Origin of the sequence: Psychrosphaera sp. 1_MG-2023 (assembly GCF_030548245.1) — a bacterium.
Lineage (GTDB): Bacteria > Pseudomonadota > Gammaproteobacteria > Enterobacterales > Alteromonadaceae > Psychrosphaera > Psychrosphaera algicola.
In genome coordinates this window covers 129,107-147,690 of sequence record NZ_JAUORW010000005.1, presented here as the reverse complement: position 1 = coordinate 147,690, position 18,584 = coordinate 129,107, and the positions used below count along the sequence as shown (strand labels likewise).

Genomic DNA, 18,584 nt, shown 5'->3' with positions numbered 1-18,584 from the left:
TGGGTTATAAGCGTCTTAACAGAAGCACTTAGCCAAATAACGATTTTGCTGAAAGCATCAGTGACACCAGTAATACCAAGCCACCCAAGATATTTTGACGTCGATTATTTTTATAAATACCAAGTAATTGACTATTCATGATCCATAGTAAAAACAACACAATCAAAGGCAACATGACGCCATTGGCAATTTGAGCAAACACAATTATAGATACCGGCTTAAAACCCAAACTCGCGGGAATAATGCCAATAATAAGTATGGTTGCCCAGACCAACTTAAATCGCTTGTCTGAAATATCAAACGCTTTACCTGTCAACCCTGTTAATGCAAATGCAGCAGCAAGAGGAGCGGTTACCGCAGAACTGACTCCGGCACAAAATAAACCAGTTGATAACAACCATTTTGCACTACTACCAAAAACCGGTTCTAAGGCTGGAGCGATATCCGCCGCGGATTGAATATTGATTTGATGTCCAAAAAATGCCGTGGCTGCGGTGGAAACAATGGCGATACTTAACACACCGCCAATAGGTATCGAAAAATAAAGATCACGATTGGCTAATTTAATGTCATCGGGGTTATGCCATTTTTTAGCAACACTCGCGGTATGTAAAAATAAATTGTACGGCACAACGGTTGTCCCGATAAGTGCAATTACGGTTAACATCGCGCCACTAGGCACTTGCCAGGTCGTTAGTCCAGACCACAATTGACCAATGTCGACACCGACTAAAACCGCTGTTACCACAAACGCCGTGCTCATCACTAAAACAAGAGCAATAAGTGCTGACTCAATTAATCGATAGCTGCCTGTAATTAACAGGCCGAAGGCAACTAAGCCAATAACCCAAGGCCATAAAGAAACGTCTGTTCCGAACTTACCAAATAACCCTTCTAGTCCTAAACTGGCCCCCGCAATATTGCCACCTTGATACGCGCCATTGCCAATAACAACTGCGCTTAAAATGAGACCACTGGCCGCCCACTTAAAATACTTGTTTGGCATTGTTGCCACAATGTTCTCGGCCAATCCGCGTTGGGAGATAATGCCTAACCTTGCCGTCATACCCTGTAAAATGATGGTGGCAATGACTGAAAATAATAGCGCCCAGACAAGGGCGTAACCATAATTGGCCCCCGCGAGTGTTGCGGTAATGACCGTGCCTGGCCCTATAAATGCCGCGGTCACTAAAAATGCCGGACCGATATTAAACTTTCTCATGTCATCACCATTTTGTTTAGTGCAGCGTTAGTTATATATGTTTTTCCACAAATGTTTCAATTGCTTTTATCGCTTTCATTCTATTTTCTGCTTTGCTCAAATGATGATTACCGCCCTTCAACTCAATTAAAGTGACATCTTTATCTTCATCTTCCAATTCATCTGCCATCTCTCGCGATTGCCCTACAGGGACCACTTCATCAAATTGGCCATGGATAAGTAAAATTGGCGCTTTAACATTTTTGACATGATTAATTGGCGATATTTGGTTTAAATGATCATCATCAAATTTGCCATTGGCAATCGCATTTTCCCAATAGGAGATAACCCAATGATCTGACCCATAATCACGACGTTCCGATTCCATCATTTCTGAAATATCTGAAACGCCATTAATTGAAACCACACACTTGTATAAATCTGGCGTGAATGTGGCACCGGCTAAAGCGGCATATCCGCCATAGCTAGAACCGACAATGCAAACTCGTTCATCATCAACAAGCCCTTCTTTGGCCAGAGTTGTGACTGAGTCCGTGAGATCATCTTGCATTTTTCGGCCCCATTCACCGTTGCCAGCTCGAATAAAATCTAATCCAAAACCTGTGCTACCTCTAAATTGCGGTTGCACAACCAAATAACCTTTTGACGCAAAAAATTGAGCAAAATAATTAAACCCTTTTGTATCGTGGGATTTAGGTCCACCGTGGGGCATTATTATGGTCGGTAAATTAGTCGGTTCTTTGCCATTAGGCATAGTGAGCAACGTCGGAATGGTAATTCCATCTCTGGCTTTAAATTCGGTTTCTACAACAGCATGCACAGCCTCCGGTGGGATCTTGGGACGACGTTGAGCCAGCATTGAGATTTCTCCTTTTGAATAAAGGATATAATCGCCCGAACTAAGTTCACCATCCATATAAAATACAATATTGTCCCAGCTTGGGGTGTAATCTCTAATGGAAAACCAGTTGTTAGGCAATGCCTTATTTATGCCTTTTATTCGAGCATTTAATTTAGGATCAAAAAATTCGTAAGCTGGCGTCATACCGGAGTATGATACGCCATATACGGTGCGAGTAAGATCCGTTAGCAATCCACTTACATCCATTTTGTCATGGATAAATATAGGTTCTGAAATTGCACCGTCTTTTAAAGACATAGTGTAATAAGCACGACGGCCATCTGAGTTATACGTTCTAAAAACTAAGCTCTTTTTATCCGGTGTTAGACCATTAAAACCTTTGGTTCTTATGTCAGTCACTTCGCGATAAATTTCGACCCAATCATCATCGTGACGGGCTTCTATGCGGTGCAGGTCAGACTTATTGTTATATCGTTCACGTGCGAGTACCTCGCCATCGTTTCCGACAAAAAAATCTACAGTATCCCCTGATCCTTTTTGGTGGATTCGAGGTTTACGACGCTTTTCCAAACTAACACGATACAAATTATATGAACCTGGATTTTCATAAGCTGGCATAAAAGCGTATTTTTTATCTTTGGATATACCTAAGATTCGGCCCAAGCGCGTTTGGCCTTTATATATCCCGTAATCTTGCTCTAATAATGCGTGGATTTTGCCAGTTTCAATATTAAACGCATAAGCCCAACTTGAGTCATGTCGGCCTCGATAGCCGCCAATTCGTACATTTTTAGTCGCCACAAAAATGACAATATTTTCACTAACAAAATATATATTATTCGGGTTGATATTTTCGATCGACGCCGCTTGAAGTAACTTGCCTTCAACCATGTCAACGGCCACAAGTAAATCGCGATCTTTTGATGTTGTGCGATACGCCATGCGATTAGCGCTCGGCGATATAGCGATTAGGCTTTTTTCAGGCAGCTCACCATACACTTCTGATGGCACAGACACCGATTGGGGGTAAGCAGAAAATGCTGACAATAATAAACTTGCTATAGCAAACCCACTGAATTTTATTGCTTTTAATCTCTTTCGAATTGACATCATTAGTCCTTTAAATACTATTTTCGCGTCTCAACTGTATAGAAAATTAACTTATAAATAAATTAAACTAATCAAAATACCTAATACATACGTATCAATAAGTTGCTAGGTGCTTTCTCACTATGTTTGCTACATTAAATTCATTCGATATTGTACTGCCTGTCGGACTGCGCTTTGCCATTGTTTGTCAGACGATAAACCAAACTGAGATTGCAACTCTGCTCGGCTGAGTCCGTCATTAAACCAGGCAGAAAGTAGGTCATTTGCTTTTGACTGTTTCGTCAGGCGATACAACGCCAATAGGCAGTTATCTGGTAATCGAAAATGCTGGGTCAGGTAGGTTAAATCCACCATGTCCTGATTTGTCAACGTATGGGGGATTTCTGGGCACTTATTTGACTGCGTAATATCGAGTTCAAATAATGCCGTAAACCAAGATTCGGTTAACCATTTTTTTCGTTCATCTATAAATTTTAACTCTGTCGTTAATGATGCAACAAAACGTTGATTGACTGTGTTGTAAAACGCTCTTGATGCCGAAGTTAGACATTTCCACATCATTAACGATAGCTCACCCGTTGAGGCTTCGGGCTTTAATCCTAACCTCGCCGCAACAAATCGATTATTTTTCCAAAAACGCAATAAACTCTCTGTTAACCCAAAACTGGTACACAAAAAATCTACGCCTGTTGCTATCGAATATGCTTCGATTGTAGAGACTAATTTACTGCCAATGCCAAAGCTCTGCAGTTTAGGGTGCACAGCAATACGCACAATTCGGCTGTAGTGGTAATTACCGGCGTGTTTAAACCCTCCGTGATTAAGTAAGGATTGAGGGAATAAATGGCCTCTTGGCCGACGTCGACCTTGACAGATCTGCTCAGCAAGCGGCCCTTCAATTTCACCTTCTTTAGCCACGAGTGCCGCAGCAACGACAACGCCTTGGTCCTCGGCAAGCCAAACGGTCATATTTGGACTGTCCAACAGTAGCCTTAAGTCGTTAGGTGATGTTCGATAATGGGCATGCACTAACAGCGCAAATATCTGATCAGTTAACGTTATATTGTTAGCGAGTTCTGCTTGTTCAACAGGATAAATATTGAGTTGGGTTAGGGCATTAGCCTCAGATTCTGATGTCGCCGGTACATGTGGCGTTAATCGAGTATGTATCGCCGTAATATCCGCTAACTCAACGTCTAATGCCAACAGGCGGTTTACAATTGGCTCTAAGTTGTCATGTGCTGACCATCGTATTGGCTGACTGAGTTCAATGTATTCGACAGTCTCAAAATAGGTGTGCAGCGCTGGCTTAAGTTTATATTCAAACCCGCGCCCCGTGCCTTCATAACCATGTTGGGTAGAAGCCAAAATACAACAGCTGTAATGATTAAAAACAGGCGACAGCATTTGAATTGGAATGGCGGCAGCTTCATCTATCAAAACATAATTTGCGTCAGGTAATAACAAGGCGAGTTGATCAGGTGCGACAAACTTCACTTGCCACTCATAAGGAGACTGACGGTTCGAATAAATGGAATTTCCTGAGCGCTCAACCGCTGATTGGCTTGCGCAAGCTAAGTGATAAAAGTGCGACATTAACCCCGATACAGAATCAACAAGTGGACACGTTAGAACAATTGTTAAGTCAGCTTCATTCGTTGAACAAGTGCTTAACTTTGCTTCAATTAACTGCCAAGCGGCAATCGCCAAACTTGTGGACTTACCCCTGCCTCGGTCGGCAGTTAATACCAGCGCCCGTTTTTGATTTTGGTTTGCTAACGCTAATATCGATGTAACAGCGTTGGTTTGATCGGTAGTAATACAACCAAAATCTAAACCTTGTTTTACGTTTATATCGGTTTTTACATCAATGCTTTGAAGCCGTACTGGCGCCAGTTGGTCGACTATAGAATGCTCAGATTGAAAGATCTTAATTACCGAAGGTGCGGCAGTCAAAAGTGTAACCAACCGCTGGATAAAATGATGTTCGATTTGGTCAAATTTAAACGGTTCAACACAAACTCGGTTCAATTCGGGATCTGCAAACATAGGCCAGTGTTCAATACTTGGCGTCACCAGAATAACCAAACCACCTCGTCGTACTGTGCCCGCCAATGCCCCAAAAGCATCGGGATTAAACCCAGCAAAAGCATCAAACATTATGATGTCCGATTCTTGGCCTAATTGCTTTTTATACTGCTTAGTTCGAATATCGTGAACTTGGTGGAAGGTACTTTGGTTATTTTCACGCGAACCAAAACGCACAATATCAAGGGGTTTGTCGCTATCAATTGCATTGAATTCACGAGATAACCAATTTAAAGTCCAATCCGCCTCGCCTGCGAGCCAAAGTAACCCACGCTGCTGACTGAGCCGCAATTGCGATAGGATACCTGGCAAGTACATCGAGGTTAGATTTTTGTTAATTTAGCGTAAGTTGTCACAAGCCACTTAGCACCAAACTGATCAAAATTAACCTGAATACGGGAGTTGTCACCATCTCCTTCACAGTTTAACACTGTACCTTCACCAAATTTTGCATGTTGCACGCGTTGGCCTAGACCAAAGGCACTTTCAGAAAACTTTATGTGGCTGGCTGAAGCACCATAGTTGCTTTTCGATTTTGATTGGCCAGATCCGTAGCCCGTCGAACTACCATACTGAGAACTCGGTTTGTAACCGCTGTTAGCATTTCCTGAGCCACTGCCGCCTTGACCGTAACTCGACTGTCTTGGCTGACTGGTAGTTAGCTTGATTTCATAAAGACACTCTTTTGGGATCTCTGAAATAAATCGCGATGGTCGGTGATAATGCTCTTGTCCATACATCCGGCGAGATTCGGCGTGTGTTATGAATAATTTTTCCATCGCACGGGTCATACCGACATACGCTAAACGACGTTCTTCTTCTAGTCGTTCCGGCGCATCCGAGCTTTGTTGACTCGGGAACATACCTTCTTCAACGCCAACCAAAAACACCATTGGGAATTCAAGTCCTTTTGCACTGTGCAATGTCATTAACTGCACCGCATCTTCAAAGGCGTCAGCTTGAGATTCACCAGACTCTAATGATGCGTGGGATAAAAATGCCGCTAACAGAGGCATTTCCTGCATGTTTTCGTCAGGTTCATATTGGCGACACGCGGTGACTAATTCCTCTAAGTTTTCGACTCGAGTTTGTCCTTTTTCGCCTTTTTCGGCTTGGTACATTGCTTTTAAACCAGACGACTGAATGACTTGGTCAGCTTGTTCATGTAGCGGTAAATCGGCAACACCGGTTTCTAGGTTTTGTACTAAATCCATAAATCCACGCACAGCCGTCATTGCTCTTGCTGCCATGGCTTTTTCGTCTATTAGTCGGCCAGCGGCCTGCCACATAGTTAAATTTTGGCTACGTGCGGCATCACGGATGGTTTGCAGTGATTTTTCACCGATACCACGGGCCGGAGTATTAATAACACGTTCAAATGCAGCGTCATCGTCACGGTTAGATACCATACGTAAATAGGCGAGTGCATCTTTGATTTCTTGACGTTCAAAAAATCGTAAACCACCGTAAATTCGGTACTTAATGCCACTTTGTAACAAGGCTTCTTCCAGCACACGTGACTGAGCATTATTACGATACAATATGGCGGTTTCTGATAATGAACCACCTTCTTCCTGCCATTTTTTTATATTACCCGCCACAAAACGAGCTTCGTCTAAGTCGTTAAATGCGGTATAAAGCCCAATCGGGTCGCCTTCACGCCCTTCCGTCCACAAATCTTTGCCAAGTCTGTCACTATTATTAGCAATAACTGCATTGGCCGCTTTTAGAATATTGGCGGTAGAACGATAGTTCTGTTCGAGCCGGATCATTTCTACCGATTCGAATTCTTTTTGGAAATTGTGAATATTTTCAACACGAGCCCCGCGCCAACCATAGATTGATTGGTCATCGTCGCCAACAATCATCACATGTGCTGCTGGAATATCATCTACCATTGCGCCGGGGTTACTCCCAGACAACAATCTGATCCAGGCATACTGAATGCTATTGGTATCTTGAAACTCGTCCACCAATATATGGCGGAATCGCTTGCGGTAGTGATTTAAAATATCGCTATGCGTGGCCAATATCTCATGACTGCGGAGCAGTATTTCGGCAAAGTCGACTAAGCCAGCACGGTCACAGGCTTCTTGATACGTTTTGTACACCTGCAACATGACCTGTTCCGTTGGATCAAACGACTCGATATGTTTTGGTCGTAGCCCTTCATCTTTTTTGCCATTGATGTACCACATGCATTGTTTTGGCGGATAGCGCTTTTCATCCAAATTTAGGCTTTTCATTACACGGCGAATTAACCGATGCTGATCGTCAGAATCCAAAACTTGAAAGCTTTCAGGTAAGTTGGCTTCACGAAAGTGCGTTCGTAAAAAGCGATGCGCCAAACCATGGAATGTGCCTATCCACATGCCACTTGAACCATAAGCAGAGCCCACCGCTCCGTGGCCTAATAGTGACTCTAAACGATGGCGCATCTCCGCCGCCGCTTTATTGGTAAACGTTACTGCCATAATTGAAAATGGCGAAACTTGATGAGCGCGGATCAAAAAACCAATACGGGAAATCAATACTTTGGTCTTTCCCGAACCCGCACCTGCCAAGATCAGCATATTTTGCGGTGCCGCAGTCACGGCTTCATATTGACGTTCATTGAGTTCGTTGAGCTTTAAAGTCTGAGTATCTGCCGAACCTGTATCGGCCGACGGAATATAAACGTCCATACAAAAATAACCTTTTAATGGCAAAAAGAGATCGAAAAACTGGATCTATAAACAGGTATTATAACAGCTGTAACAAATCATCCAAGTCTGAATATTCACCATCGGCTAAATGGCTTAAAGGATTGATTTTTTGCTCAGGGTTAAACCACAAACTTGAACAACCCGCATTTAGCGCGGCACCTACATCTGTCTCTGAGTTATCTCCCAAGTGCAGAATATGTTGTGGAGCAATATCCAGCTGCTCTGCCGCTTGAATTAACATATCAGGATAAGGCTTCATTCGAACACCAGGCTGCCCCGCTCGATAATACGCCGCAAAATAAGGCGCAAGGCCAATGCGTTCAATGTCAGCATTACCATTTGTTGCGGCGATCAATGGAAAGCGCTCAGCCAGTTTCGCTAGCACATCAAAAGTCTGTTGCGGCACCACAAAATCAGAACGCGCAGTATAAAACACATCAAATATGTGACTATTCAGCGCTTCTATATCATGACCGGATAAGTCAAACATGGCTAAACCTTGTCTAATCATGGTTTTTCGCCAATGCGTAACATCGTGACGAATTTCAGGATCGTCAATTGCCAGTTGCCACTTTAACGCTATCCAAGGGTCAATGCCCACTTCCTTAGCCGCGGGAACCCGTTCACAAACCGCGTCAAATTGGGCCTGTTCTGCACGGACAATCACTTCGTCGTTGTAATAAAGGGTGTCGTCCAAATCAAAGCTAATCGCTTTAATTTGCGCACCAAAGGGTCGATTAAAACGCAGTGCCACAAAAACCTCTCATTAAGAAATCAAATTCGCGTCAGTCTAACACGGCCGATTCGTCGACAACACTGTACTTGTAAGTGATAAATCTCATTTAACAGCTGAGCTTAAATGGCCTATAGATACGGCGCAAAGGTGTCAAAAACCGTGTATTTTTAAAATGAAAATGGCATTTAACCCGATACTGGCACGTTTGTTGAAGATTTGTTCACTATCAGATTTATTAAGTTCACTAATTTGTTGTGGCAACTGAGATACTCAAAATCTAACGAAAAGCCCTAAATCAGTAGGCAGAGACGCCAATAAAGGCGGAGGACAGATGGAAAATAGTTTTATAAAAGACTTTATCGCTAAACATAAACTCGGTGGATCATTTTGTGACATTGCACCAAAATGGTTCATTCCAGTAGCAAAACAAGTCTTACTTAAATCCACGACGAAATCTGCACCTCTGTTTATCGGTATTAATGGCTGCCAAGGTTCGGGCAAGTCAACTTTGACCGACTTTATTGCCGATTACCTTAGACAATCTGCAGGATTAACGGTTGCTGTTTTATCTCTTGACGACTTTTATTTAGATAAAGACGACCGCAATAAACTTGCAACGACAATCCATCCCTTATTTAAAACCCGTGGTGTGCCAGGTACACATAATACAAAATTAATGCGCCAAGTATTAATGGGATTACGACAAAACAACTTACCCATTGCGCTGCCTCGATTTAATAAGGCCACTGACAATCCACATCCAAAATCTAGCTGGCCGGTGATTTCTGAGACACCTGACATTGTAATCTTTGAAGGCTGGTGCTGGGGCGTTCCCCCACAGACTGAGGAAGAACTTGCTTCTCCAACAAATACATTGGAAACCGATTTAGATAACACAGGGGCTTGGCGAACATACAGTAACTCAATGATTGAGAAAGAATATTCGCCCCTTTATTTAATTATGGATTATTGGCTGATGTTAAAGGCACCTTCTTTCGAATGTGTCTCCCATTGGCGAAAAGAACAAGAACATAAACTTGCGGAAAAAACGCAAGGAACCGGTACTGCAGTGATGTCCGATAGCGAAGTAGAAACTTTTATCCAACACTATCAACGCCTTACTGAACACAGCTTAGAGCACGTGCCATTTATCTCTAATATCGTACTAGAGCTAGATCACAATCGAAATATTTTGTCCGCCAACGGACTGGAGCAATAAAGTTGTACAGACAATTAATCATATTCACCGACCTCGATGGCACATTACTTGACCATCACAGCTACAGTTATGCTGCTGCATTGCCAATGCTAGAGAAGTTACAAGAACACCATATTTCGGTTATCCCAAATACATCTAAGACTTTTGCAGAAGTACAACAACTACGTAATGAATTAGCGCTGCAAACTCCTTTTGTCGTCGAAAACGGCGCGGCAATTTATATTCCCGACGGATTTTTTGACCAACCACCAGCAGATTGTGAGTTAAAAAATGGGTATTGGCGAAAAGCCTTTAGCCGGGAACGTAATTACTGGCTTGAGCTTATAACTGCCAATAGCAAAGACTTAGACGGTGCGTTTAAAGGCTTCTCCAAAATGTCGGATGAAGAACTGAGCTTAGCGACTGGGCTGTCAACAATCGATGCGAGCCAAGCCAATGACCGTCAATTCAGCGAACCCTTACATTGGTTGGGTACAGAACAACAAAAAACCTTATTTAGTAATCGCATGAAAAGTGCCGGTGCAAACGTGCTACAGGGCGGTCGATTTCTACACATTAGCGGTCAGTCGAATAAAGGCATAGCACTGCGTTGGTTAACTCAAGAATTTTCGCGTCAAAATACAAATACTCAATTCAAGTCTGTTGCTTTGGGGGACAGCTTTAACGACAACGACATGTTAGAAAGCGCTGACATAGCCGTACAGATCAAGACATCCAAACACGATTTTCCAAAGCTCTTTCGCACTGATGCCATTTGGCAGAGCACTAAGATGGGCCCCAAAGGCTGGGCCGAATGTCTGGATCAAATATTAACTCAAGAATTACAAATCTAATGGAGCAATAACATGGCTGACTTTTATCAAAACGGTATAGTTACAACACTGCATAACCTGACAAATCGCAGTATCGAAGATCTCGAGTCTGAACTTACCGAGTTCTCTAAAAAGCGGCCTCTAGGTCTCATTTTACCTTCGCTTTTTTCTGAATTAGAAGGTAAAGCATTACCCGATATCATCAGTAAAATAGCTGAAGTCCCTTATCTTTCTCAAATTGTAATCGGCCTCGACCGTGCAAGCCTTGACGAATACAAACACGCAATCAACTTCTTCTCTACCTTGCCTCAACACCACAGGATCCTATGGAATGATGGCCCAAGATTGCAAGCACTAGACAAAAAATTACAAGCATTAAATCTAGCGCCTACGGAGTTAGGTAAAGGCCGAAATGTTTGGTATTGCATGGGTTATGTATTGGCCTCTGGTAAAGCAGAATCGGTCGCCCTGCATGACTGCGATATTTTAACCTATGAACGCAGCCTACTGGCTCGTTTGATTTATCCAGTGGCAAATCCACAATTTAACTACGAATTTAGTAAAGGCTATTACGCCCGCGTCGCTGACAAAAAACTCAATGGCCGAGTCGCTCGACTACTCGTTACTCCGCTGTTAAAAGCCCTCAAAAAGGTATTAGGCGACAATGATTATTTAGAATATATGGACAGTTTCCGATATTCATTATCTGGCGAATTTTCGTTCCGTCGTGATGTATTAACTGACTTAAGAATTCCAAGTGACTGGGGCTTAGAGATTGGGGTGTTATCTGAAATGCACCGCAACTTTGCATCAAACCGCATTTGTCAGGTCGATATTGCAAATAACTACGACCATAAACATCAGGACTTATCACTTGAGTCTACCGATGGTGGTCTAAGTAAAATGTCGATAGACATTTCCAAAGCACTGTTTAGAAAATTGGCGACTCAAGGTTATATTATAAATGCTGAAAACATGCGTACCATTAAAGCGACTTACTTCAGAATTGCATTAGACTATATAGAAACCTATCGAAATGACGCGATGATTAACGGCTTAACGTTAGACACCCATACCGAAGAAAAGTCAGTTGAGATGTTCGCACGTAATATCATCGAAGCCGGTGAGAGCTTTATCGCTAACCCAATGGAAACGCCATTTATTCCGTCTTGGAATCGTGTCGTGAGCGCCATGCCAAATGTATTAGAAGAATTGAAGCAAGCTGTTGAAGAAGACTTTGAAGAGTTTTCCAAGATAGCACAACCAAACGCAGTATAAAAAGGAGCCACTATGAACGACGCTGTTACCGAGCTTAGTCAAAAGTTAGAACATCAGTTAGGGCTCATCTATGCCGATGTTACATTGGACCGTTCTATCCAAGAATTTCGCCAGCAATTGCTAGACGAAATGCGATTAGGTGCCGAGGTAAAATCCCCGGTTCCTTTTGCCAATCATTGGGACGAAAAAGACATGATCTTGATCACCTACGGTGACAGTGTCATTCAGTTAGGTGAAAAGCCATTAAAAACCCTTGATGGCTTTATGGATAAACACTTTGGCTCAAGTATTAACAGTGTTCATATATTGCCGTTTTTTCCTTATAGTTCAGACGATGGGTTTTCCGTCATAGACTATTCGAGTGTTAACGAATCACTCGGTGATTGGTCTGATATCTCAGCTATCGCTGGCAAACGAAAGCTAATGTCCGATCTGGTAATCAACCACTGTTCTAGTCGTAGTGTGTGGTTTGAAAACTTCATAAAAGGCGAGGGCAAAGGTAGCGATTACTTTTTTACGGCCCAACCAGACGATGACTTATCTGCCGTAGTTCGGCCTAGAACCAGCCCTCTGCTTAGAGAAACAGAAACAGCACAAGGCACAAAACATGTTTGGTGTACCTTTAGTCACGATCAGGTCGATTTAGATTTCCGCAATCCCGACGTCTTGATCGCGTTTGTTTCCATTATTCGCCAGTATCTCGATGCTGGCGTATGTATTTTCCGCATGGATGCCGTGGCGTTTTTATGGAAAATTGTTGGTTCAAACTCAATAAACTTAATGCAAACCCATGAAATTATTAGGTTATTGAGAACCTTGATCGAACATGCCGTTCCAGAAGCCGTGATCATTACCGAAACCAATATCCCTAACACCCAAAACTTAACTTACTTTGGCAACGCCAATGAAGCGCATTGTATCTATAATTTCTCGTTGCCGCCGTTACTGGTCAATACGTTAATTACCGGCAGTTGTTTGTACCTTAAACGTTGGTTAATGAGTATGCCACCTGCACAAAATGGCACATCGTATTTCAACTTTATCGCATCGCACGATGGGATCGGTTTAAGGCCTGCAGAGGGCTTGTTGAGCGATCAAGAGCTCAATAGTCTCGTTAGCACAATGCAAAACTTTGGTGGTCGCGTCAGTTGGCGGACAAGTGAAGATGGTGAGCAAAAAGCCTATGAAATTAACATTGCCTTATATGATGCATTGCAGGGCACTGTAAATGGTGAAGATAAATGGGGATTGGAGCGTTTCATCTGTGCACATGCCGTCATGTTTGGCTTAGAAGGGATCCCAGGGATTTACCTCCACAGTATGCTGGGTACTCGTAATGACTATGAAAAGTTAAAAAATACTCATCATAATCGTGCGATTAATCGACATCGTTGGGATTTACCAAGCTTAAACGAGCAATTGGAACAACCTAAAAACGCACACTCTAAAGTGTTGTCACGGATGTTAGAGCTTATCGACATCAGAACAGCACAACCGGCGTTTCACCCAAATGCCACCCAGTTTGTTTTGCACTTAGGGTTACAATTATTTGGTTTTTGGCGACAAAGCTTAGACCGAAAACAAAGTATCTTTTGTGTCAGTAACATTAGCGATCAACCACAAACTCTCAGATTAAGTGAAATCAATTTAATCGCAACAGATCCATGGGTTGATTTAATAACAGCACAAACCATTGAAGACACAACAGAAGATGTGACGTTAACACCATATCAAACGGTGTGGCTGACAAATTACACAGTTGATAATAGCTAAAAAAGTCGCTATTTGATTTTTGAGATTGCCGCGATAGTAGTAAATTCACTGTCGCGGCTTATTAAAGAAGCTTTTAACATGTTATATCCAGCGTCGAACTCGAGTTACATACTCGTCATATTCCTCACCAAACATCTGCCTTAATATTTTTTCCTCTGGCTTAATTTGAAACTGAACCATATACAGAACAAATATCACCAAAAATGCTAGGTTAGCAATAATGCCGAGATAAACACACCAGCCCGTCAATACAAACAACATTCCAAGATACATTGGATTACGAGTAATACTGTATATGCCGGTCGATACAACTCGGCTTGTTTCATTAGGCTTAACTGGGTTTACTGTGGTTTTAGCTTGATCAAATTGCATCACACCTGCGGCAATTACAACAAGTCCAAACCCAGCTAAAATACCGCCAACTTCTGTCTGTCGTGCAAATTCAAATAAACTGAGATCCAATGTTTTAACAAGTGTCATAACTACCATCAAAATAATGACTAATAACACGGGTGGTAATTTCAGCTCTAACCAAGTTAACTTCATATACTTCCTTGCTTGTTGTTCAATTTTTAATATTTAAGTTTCTAATGCTTACGAATGGCACTTATTCGTTTATCTGATTCGGCTTATTTTCCCTTGTTGGTCTAAGTACCAGTGTTCCTTGACAATTGGGGCACACGTTCGCCATTGCCGTTGTACAGTCTTCACAAAAGGTACATTCGTATGAGCAAATATACGCTTTTTTTTGTTCTAACAGTGAGCCAGTACATTTTTCACACGCGGATTTCATTTCTAACATAAGTGTCTCTATTTGTTAAAACAGACTCAGCTCAACTTCAACGGCTTCGTCAATAACCTTAATGCTTTTGATGGTCGACTTAGCTAATTTTTGTTTCATGTCGGTATCGTCTAATTGATAAATTGGGTATTTTTTTAACGCTTTAGCGACCAGCTTCTCCACCGATTTTTTAATCTTAGGTTGTATAGCCGTTGGCACATCATTAAACGCCAATTTTGCGACCTTAGGGTTTTGTAAATAAAACGCACCTTCTTTGGTGCGATATTCAACATCACCTGTAACTCCAACCAAACCTGAACCGCCTAAACCACCAGGGCCAGAAGCGGTGATCGTCGCTTCAATATATAGCGCGTCCTGGCCAGATTTCAAGGCGATTTTGGGGTCGCTTATTTTCACCTTAACAAAGTACTTTGTGCGTTCCAGCGGCATCATTTGATCTAACTTTTGTTGGATCTCACTTTGCTGAATTGTTTTGGTCAATCCCAAAGCCCACAAATTACAACTAGCGACTAACAACAAGAAAACGAATACAACTTTCATAAATTACTCTCCAACACCTTTTCGGCGTCTATCTCTTTACTTAACTGGGACAAAAACAATTTCATAAAACGCACCCTTTTATCGGCTTCGGTCTTACCAGCATTTGTTTTCATGGTTTCAGCGGTTTTAAATAGTTTCTCATAAAAATGGTCTACCGCGGCTATTTTGCTATTGGGTTCGCGTTGTTGACAGAACGGATCGTCATTGCTGTATATTTTACTGTCGAGCTTACCCGCCACCAGCATACACCGGCTTACACCTATGGCGCCTAATCCATCAAGCCTGTCAGCGTCCTGTACTACTTGCGCTTCTAAAGTTTCAGTCGGTATTTTAGCACTGTAACTATGGGCACAAATTGCGTGATGAATCGCTTCATTATATTGGCTGTCGTAGTTCACCGAAGTTAAAAACTCAATGGCCTTATCTGCAGCACATACCGATGCACGCTTGTTATCTGGATGATTTTTTGGAAATGACACACAATCGTGTAACCAAGCCGAGGGAACAACAACATTCAAATCAGCGTTTTCAGCATAGGCAATTTGTTTAGCTGATTGCACCACACGTTTTATATGATTCAGGTCATGGGCAGCGTCGTGAATTTGTTGCTGTTGAATAAAGTCGGCAAATTGAAGTTCGAACTGAGATAAATTCATAACTACCATTTATCAAGAAAGAGATGACGTTATGGTAATCCTTACTGAATTGTGGGTAAATAAAAAAACACCACATCGAGAAATAATACCCGATGCGGCGCTATACAATTTTGCGTTCTAATCACATTTATTTAAGCTATTTTGTTATACCAACAAGGTCGAAGAAAAACGCAGTTTCCAAAGCTCGCTCTTTATAGGCTCTAAAACGACCTGATGAACCACCGTGTCCAGCCTCCATATTGGTCACAAACAGCAATTTGTTATTATCGGTTTTATACTCTCTTAATTTTGCTACCCATTTCATTGGCTCAAAGTATTGTACTTGAGAGTCATGCAAACCGGTTGTCACTAACATGTGCGGATAATCTTGTTTAGCGACTTGATCGTAAGGTGAATAGGATTGTATATACTCATACGCTTCTTTATCAGCTGGGTTCCCCCACTCGCCATATTCACCGGTCGTTAGTGGAATCGTGGCGTCTGACATAGTGGTCACAACATCAACAAATGGGACATGTGCGCCAATACCTAAATATAACTCTGGTGCCATATTAGCAATTGCGCCCATGAGTAAGCCTCCGGCACTGCCACCACCGGCGTAAACCTTGTTTTTGTCGGCATAACCTAGTTGTGTTAGTCCTTTAGTCACATCAATAAAGTCATTAAACGTATTCATTTTATTCATCATTTTGCCGTCTTCATACCAAACGCGACCGAGTAGCTGACCACCTCTAACATGGGCAATGGCAAACACAACACCTCGGTCGAGTAAGCTAATACGCGACGCGGAAAAATACGGGTCTACAGTAATGCCATATGAACCATAGGCATATTGATATAGCGGGTTGGTGCCGTCTTTTTTAAACTTATCTTTGCGATACACCAGCGACACTGGGACTTCTTTTCCGTCGCGAGCTTTAACAAAAACACGCTCACTGCCGTACCAATTAGAATCAAATTCACCTATGACTTTGTCTTGTTTTAAAGTTTTTGCGTTAAGTGTTTTTAAGTCGTATTCCAACACCATATCCGGTGTTGTCATCGAACTATATTCCAACCGCAGTTTTTGGCTGTCCATCTGTTTGTTAACCGAAAAGGTCGCGTAATACGCTGGGTCATTAAATGGCAACATAGACGTTTTGCCTGTTGCTAACTCAATGACCCGAATTTGGGTCAAACCGCGTTCTTTTTCTTCAACGACGAGATAATCATTAAGTACGATAAAATCTTCGATAAAGACGTTTTCTCGGTGCGCCAGAACTTCCTGCCACTTGCTTTTGTCATGGCTGTCTTGTGCTTTAACTTTCATTATTTTGAAGTTTTTGGCGTTGTCGTTGGTGTAGATATAAAACCAATCTTGTCTGTTTTCATACGTGTATTCGTGACCTTCAACCAAAGGATACAACAATTCAAATTGACCTAAAGGCTTACTGGCATCCAGTAGACTTACGCCTAACGTGGTATTAGAAGTGTGGTTAATTTCAATAAAACGGCCATCTCGGCTTTTTGAAATACTGGTATAAAACGTTTCGTCTTTTTCTTCGTACATCAGTACATCTTGGCTTTGCTCTGTACCGATTTTATGGCGATATACCTGATACGCTAAAAGGGTCTGTGGATGTCTTTTAATGTAAAAGAGATGTTGATTGTCGTTCGCCCAAATGAGTGACCCATTAGAACCCGTCAATTTGTCCGCGTATAACTTCCCCGTAACTAAGTCTTTAAATTGGATATCATAAATACGACGCCCAACTGTGTCAGACGAGTACGCCATAATTTGGTTGTTAGTGCTAACGGAATAACGGCCAATATCAAAATAATCGTGTCCCTTGGCTAGCTCGTTAACATTGAGCAATACTTCTTCTTTGGCGTCTTTGACATCTTTTTTACGACTATAAATTGGGTATTCGGACTCGCCTTCATAAATTGTAATCCACCAATAACCTTGTTGTAAAAATGGCACTGTTGAATCGTCTTTTTCAATTCGACCAATCATTTCGTCAAACAACACTTGTTGAAAGGCTTCCGTATGGGCCATTTGAGACTTGGCGTAGGCATTTTCCGCCTCAAGATGTGCCAATATTTCTGGGTTTTCACGCTTATCGTCACGCATCCAATAGTAGTCATCAACCCGAGTGTGACCATGTTGAGTCATTGGATAGGGTATTTTTTTCGCAACAGGTGGAGTTAATTGCGGTGTATGCTGCGTCGATGATTGTTCGACTGAGTCGGTAGTTGATTCTGGAGTCATATTAGTAGATTGATTACATCCGATGAGTGAAAAACTAAGTACACTAAGTAATAAAAAATTAAGTGACTTAATATTACGTCGAACTAACAATACTGAGTGTGTGAATAATGTTGTGGCGTTTGTCGCCCATTGCCTAGTGACCATTGTGCTTATTTTGCCTTTTTATTTTACCTAATCAAATGATAGTCCGCTAACGCATATTTAAATAGGTGCAGTATCGTATATTGCATTCAATTTATCGACTTAACCTCGTATTTTTGCGATTTTGGCTTAGCGACTTGCCAATATTGGCCGTTTTCTGCTAAAAATAACTAGAACGTATAATAAAGAAGAAAGTTTTTAGGGCATTTTTAAATTAGAGCTTGCACTCCAATTTCATGAATGTTAAAAATTAGGTTCTAAATAGAAAAGAATATTTATTTAAAAAAATGACACATTTATTCAATACAACATCTTTTTTACTACTCAACCTGCTGCTGTTATCTAAGCGCGGGTCGTTTGTTGTTGTTTGAGATAAAAACAAATTCAAT

14 protein-coding genes are annotated in these 18,584 nt (G+C 41.8%); 4 read left to right on the top strand and 10 right to left on the bottom strand.

Features of this window, described 5'->3' with window-relative positions; all coding sequences use genetic code 11:
- Positions 1-28: 28 nt before the first annotated feature.
- The 5 genes from Q4575_RS06260 to Q4575_RS06240 all read right to left on the bottom strand — a co-directional run bounded on the left by Q4575_RS06260 (position 29) and on the right by Q4575_RS06240 (position 8,741).
- The gene (locus tag Q4575_RS06260; protein WP_303521734.1) at positions 29-1,222 is read right to left on the bottom strand and encodes an NRAMP family divalent metal transporter; all 1,194 of its coding nucleotides are present in this window, start codon (positions 1,220-1,222) and stop codon (positions 29-31) included.
- 31 nt (positions 1,223-1,253) lie between these two features.
- The gene (locus tag Q4575_RS06255; RefSeq protein WP_303521733.1) at positions 1,254-3,194 is read right to left on the bottom strand and encodes a S9 family peptidase; all 1,941 of its coding nucleotides are present in this window, start codon (positions 3,192-3,194) and stop codon (positions 1,254-1,256) included.
- A gap of 129 nt (positions 3,195-3,323) precedes the next feature.
- Positions 3,324-5,573, bottom strand: coding sequence for a GNAT family N-acetyltransferase (locus tag Q4575_RS06250; protein ID WP_303521732.1), 2,250 nt, complete (start codon positions 5,571-5,573; stop codon positions 3,324-3,326).
- Between the two features lie 32 nt (positions 5,574-5,605).
- Positions 5,606-7,966, bottom strand: coding sequence for a DNA helicase II (gene uvrD, locus Q4575_RS06245; protein ID WP_303521731.1), 2,361 nt, complete (start codon positions 7,964-7,966; stop codon positions 5,606-5,608).
- Between the two features lie 58 nt (positions 7,967-8,024).
- Entirely contained in the window at positions 8,025-8,741 is a 717-nt protein-coding gene (locus tag Q4575_RS06240) for an HAD-IA family hydrolase (protein WP_303521730.1), read from the bottom strand.
- Positions 8,742-9,054: 313 nt separating this feature from the next.
- Here Q4575_RS06240 and Q4575_RS06235 point away from each other — a divergent pair, with 313 nt between their 5' ends.
- From Q4575_RS06235 to Q4575_RS06220, 4 genes are read left to right on the top strand one after another with little or no spacing between them, the layout of a single operon-like run.
- Complete coding sequence (locus Q4575_RS06235; protein ID WP_252736810.1) at positions 9,055-9,942, top strand: kinase; 888 nt, start codon at positions 9,055-9,057, stop codon at positions 9,940-9,942.
- 2 nt (positions 9,943-9,944) lie between these two features.
- Entirely contained in the window at positions 9,945-10,775 is an 831-nt protein-coding gene (locus tag Q4575_RS06230; protein WP_215964488.1) for a mannosyl-3-phosphoglycerate phosphatase, read from the top strand.
- A 12-nt stretch (positions 10,776-10,787) separates the two neighbouring features.
- Complete coding sequence (locus tag Q4575_RS06225) at positions 10,788-12,032, top strand: glycosyl transferase (RefSeq protein WP_215964489.1); 1,245 nt, start codon at positions 10,788-10,790, stop codon at positions 12,030-12,032.
- Between the two features lie 12 nt (positions 12,033-12,044).
- On the top strand, positions 12,045-13,805 hold the full coding sequence (locus Q4575_RS06220) for an alpha-amylase family glycosyl hydrolase (RefSeq protein WP_303521729.1): 1,761 nt from the start codon (positions 12,045-12,047) through the stop codon (positions 13,803-13,805).
- Positions 13,806-13,886: 81 nt separating this feature from the next.
- On the opposite strand, the gene Q4575_RS06215 is transcribed toward Q4575_RS06220, so the two are convergent.
- From Q4575_RS06215 to Q4575_RS06195, 5 genes are all read right to left on the bottom strand, one after another.
- The gene (locus Q4575_RS06215) at positions 13,887-14,351 is read right to left on the bottom strand and encodes an isoprenylcysteine carboxylmethyltransferase family protein (protein WP_303521728.1); all 465 of its coding nucleotides are present in this window, start codon (positions 14,349-14,351) and stop codon (positions 13,887-13,889) included.
- 61 nt (positions 14,352-14,412) lie between these two features.
- Complete coding sequence (locus tag Q4575_RS06210) at positions 14,413-14,598, bottom strand: DUF1272 domain-containing protein (RefSeq protein WP_303521844.1); 186 nt, start codon at positions 14,596-14,598, stop codon at positions 14,413-14,415.
- 24 nt (positions 14,599-14,622) lie between these two features.
- The gene (locus tag Q4575_RS06205; RefSeq protein WP_215964493.1) at positions 14,623-15,147 is read right to left on the bottom strand and encodes a DUF1439 domain-containing protein; all 525 of its coding nucleotides are present in this window, start codon (positions 15,145-15,147) and stop codon (positions 14,623-14,625) included.
- Positions 15,144-15,803, bottom strand: a complete 660-nt coding sequence (locus Q4575_RS06200; protein ID WP_303521727.1) for an HD domain-containing protein — start codon at positions 15,801-15,803, stop codon at positions 15,144-15,146. Before Q4575_RS06200 ends, Q4575_RS06205 begins: the two co-directional genes overlap by 4 nt.
- Before the next feature lie 136 nt (positions 15,804-15,939).
- Positions 15,940-18,198, bottom strand: a complete 2,259-nt coding sequence (locus tag Q4575_RS06195; protein WP_303521726.1) for a S9 family peptidase — start codon at positions 18,196-18,198, stop codon at positions 15,940-15,942.
- Between the last annotated feature and the right edge of the window lie 386 nt (positions 18,199-18,584).

Bases quoted from the DNA above. Each gene is read 5' to 3' on its own strand.
- Q4575_RS06260 (WP_303521734.1), bottom strand. From the start codon at position 1,222: ATGAGAAAGTTTAATATCGGTCCGGCATTTTTAGTGACCGCGGCATTT.
- Q4575_RS06255 (WP_303521733.1), bottom strand. From the start codon at position 3,194: ATGTCAATTCGAAAGAGATTAAAAGCAATAAAATTCAGTGGGTTTGCT.
- uvrD (WP_303521731.1), bottom strand. From the start codon at position 7,966: ATGGACGTTTATATTCCGTCGGCCGATACAGGTTCGGCAGATACTCAG.
- Q4575_RS06235 (WP_252736810.1), top strand. From the start codon at position 9,055: ATGGAAAATAGTTTTATAAAAGACTTTATCGCTAAACATAAACTCGGT.
- Q4575_RS06225 (WP_215964489.1), top strand. From the start codon at position 10,788: ATGGCTGACTTTTATCAAAACGGTATAGTTACAACACTGCATAACCTG.
- Q4575_RS06220 (WP_303521729.1), top strand. From the start codon at position 12,045: ATGAACGACGCTGTTACCGAGCTTAGTCAAAAGTTAGAACATCAGTTA.
- Q4575_RS06215 (WP_303521728.1), bottom strand. From the start codon at position 14,351: ATGAAGTTAACTTGGTTAGAGCTGAAATTACCACCCGTGTTATTAGTC.
- Q4575_RS06210 (WP_303521844.1), bottom strand. From the start codon at position 14,598: ATGAAATCCGCGTGTGAAAAATGTACTGGCTCACTGTTAGAACAAAAA.
- Q4575_RS06205 (WP_215964493.1), bottom strand. From the start codon at position 15,147: ATGAAAGTTGTATTCGTTTTCTTGTTGTTAGTCGCTAGTTGTAATTTG.
- Q4575_RS06200 (WP_303521727.1), bottom strand. From the start codon at position 15,803: ATGAATTTATCTCAGTTCGAACTTCAATTTGCCGACTTTATTCAACAG.
- Q4575_RS06195 (WP_303521726.1), bottom strand. From the start codon at position 18,198: ATGGTCACTAGGCAATGGGCGACAAACGCCACAACATTATTCACACAC.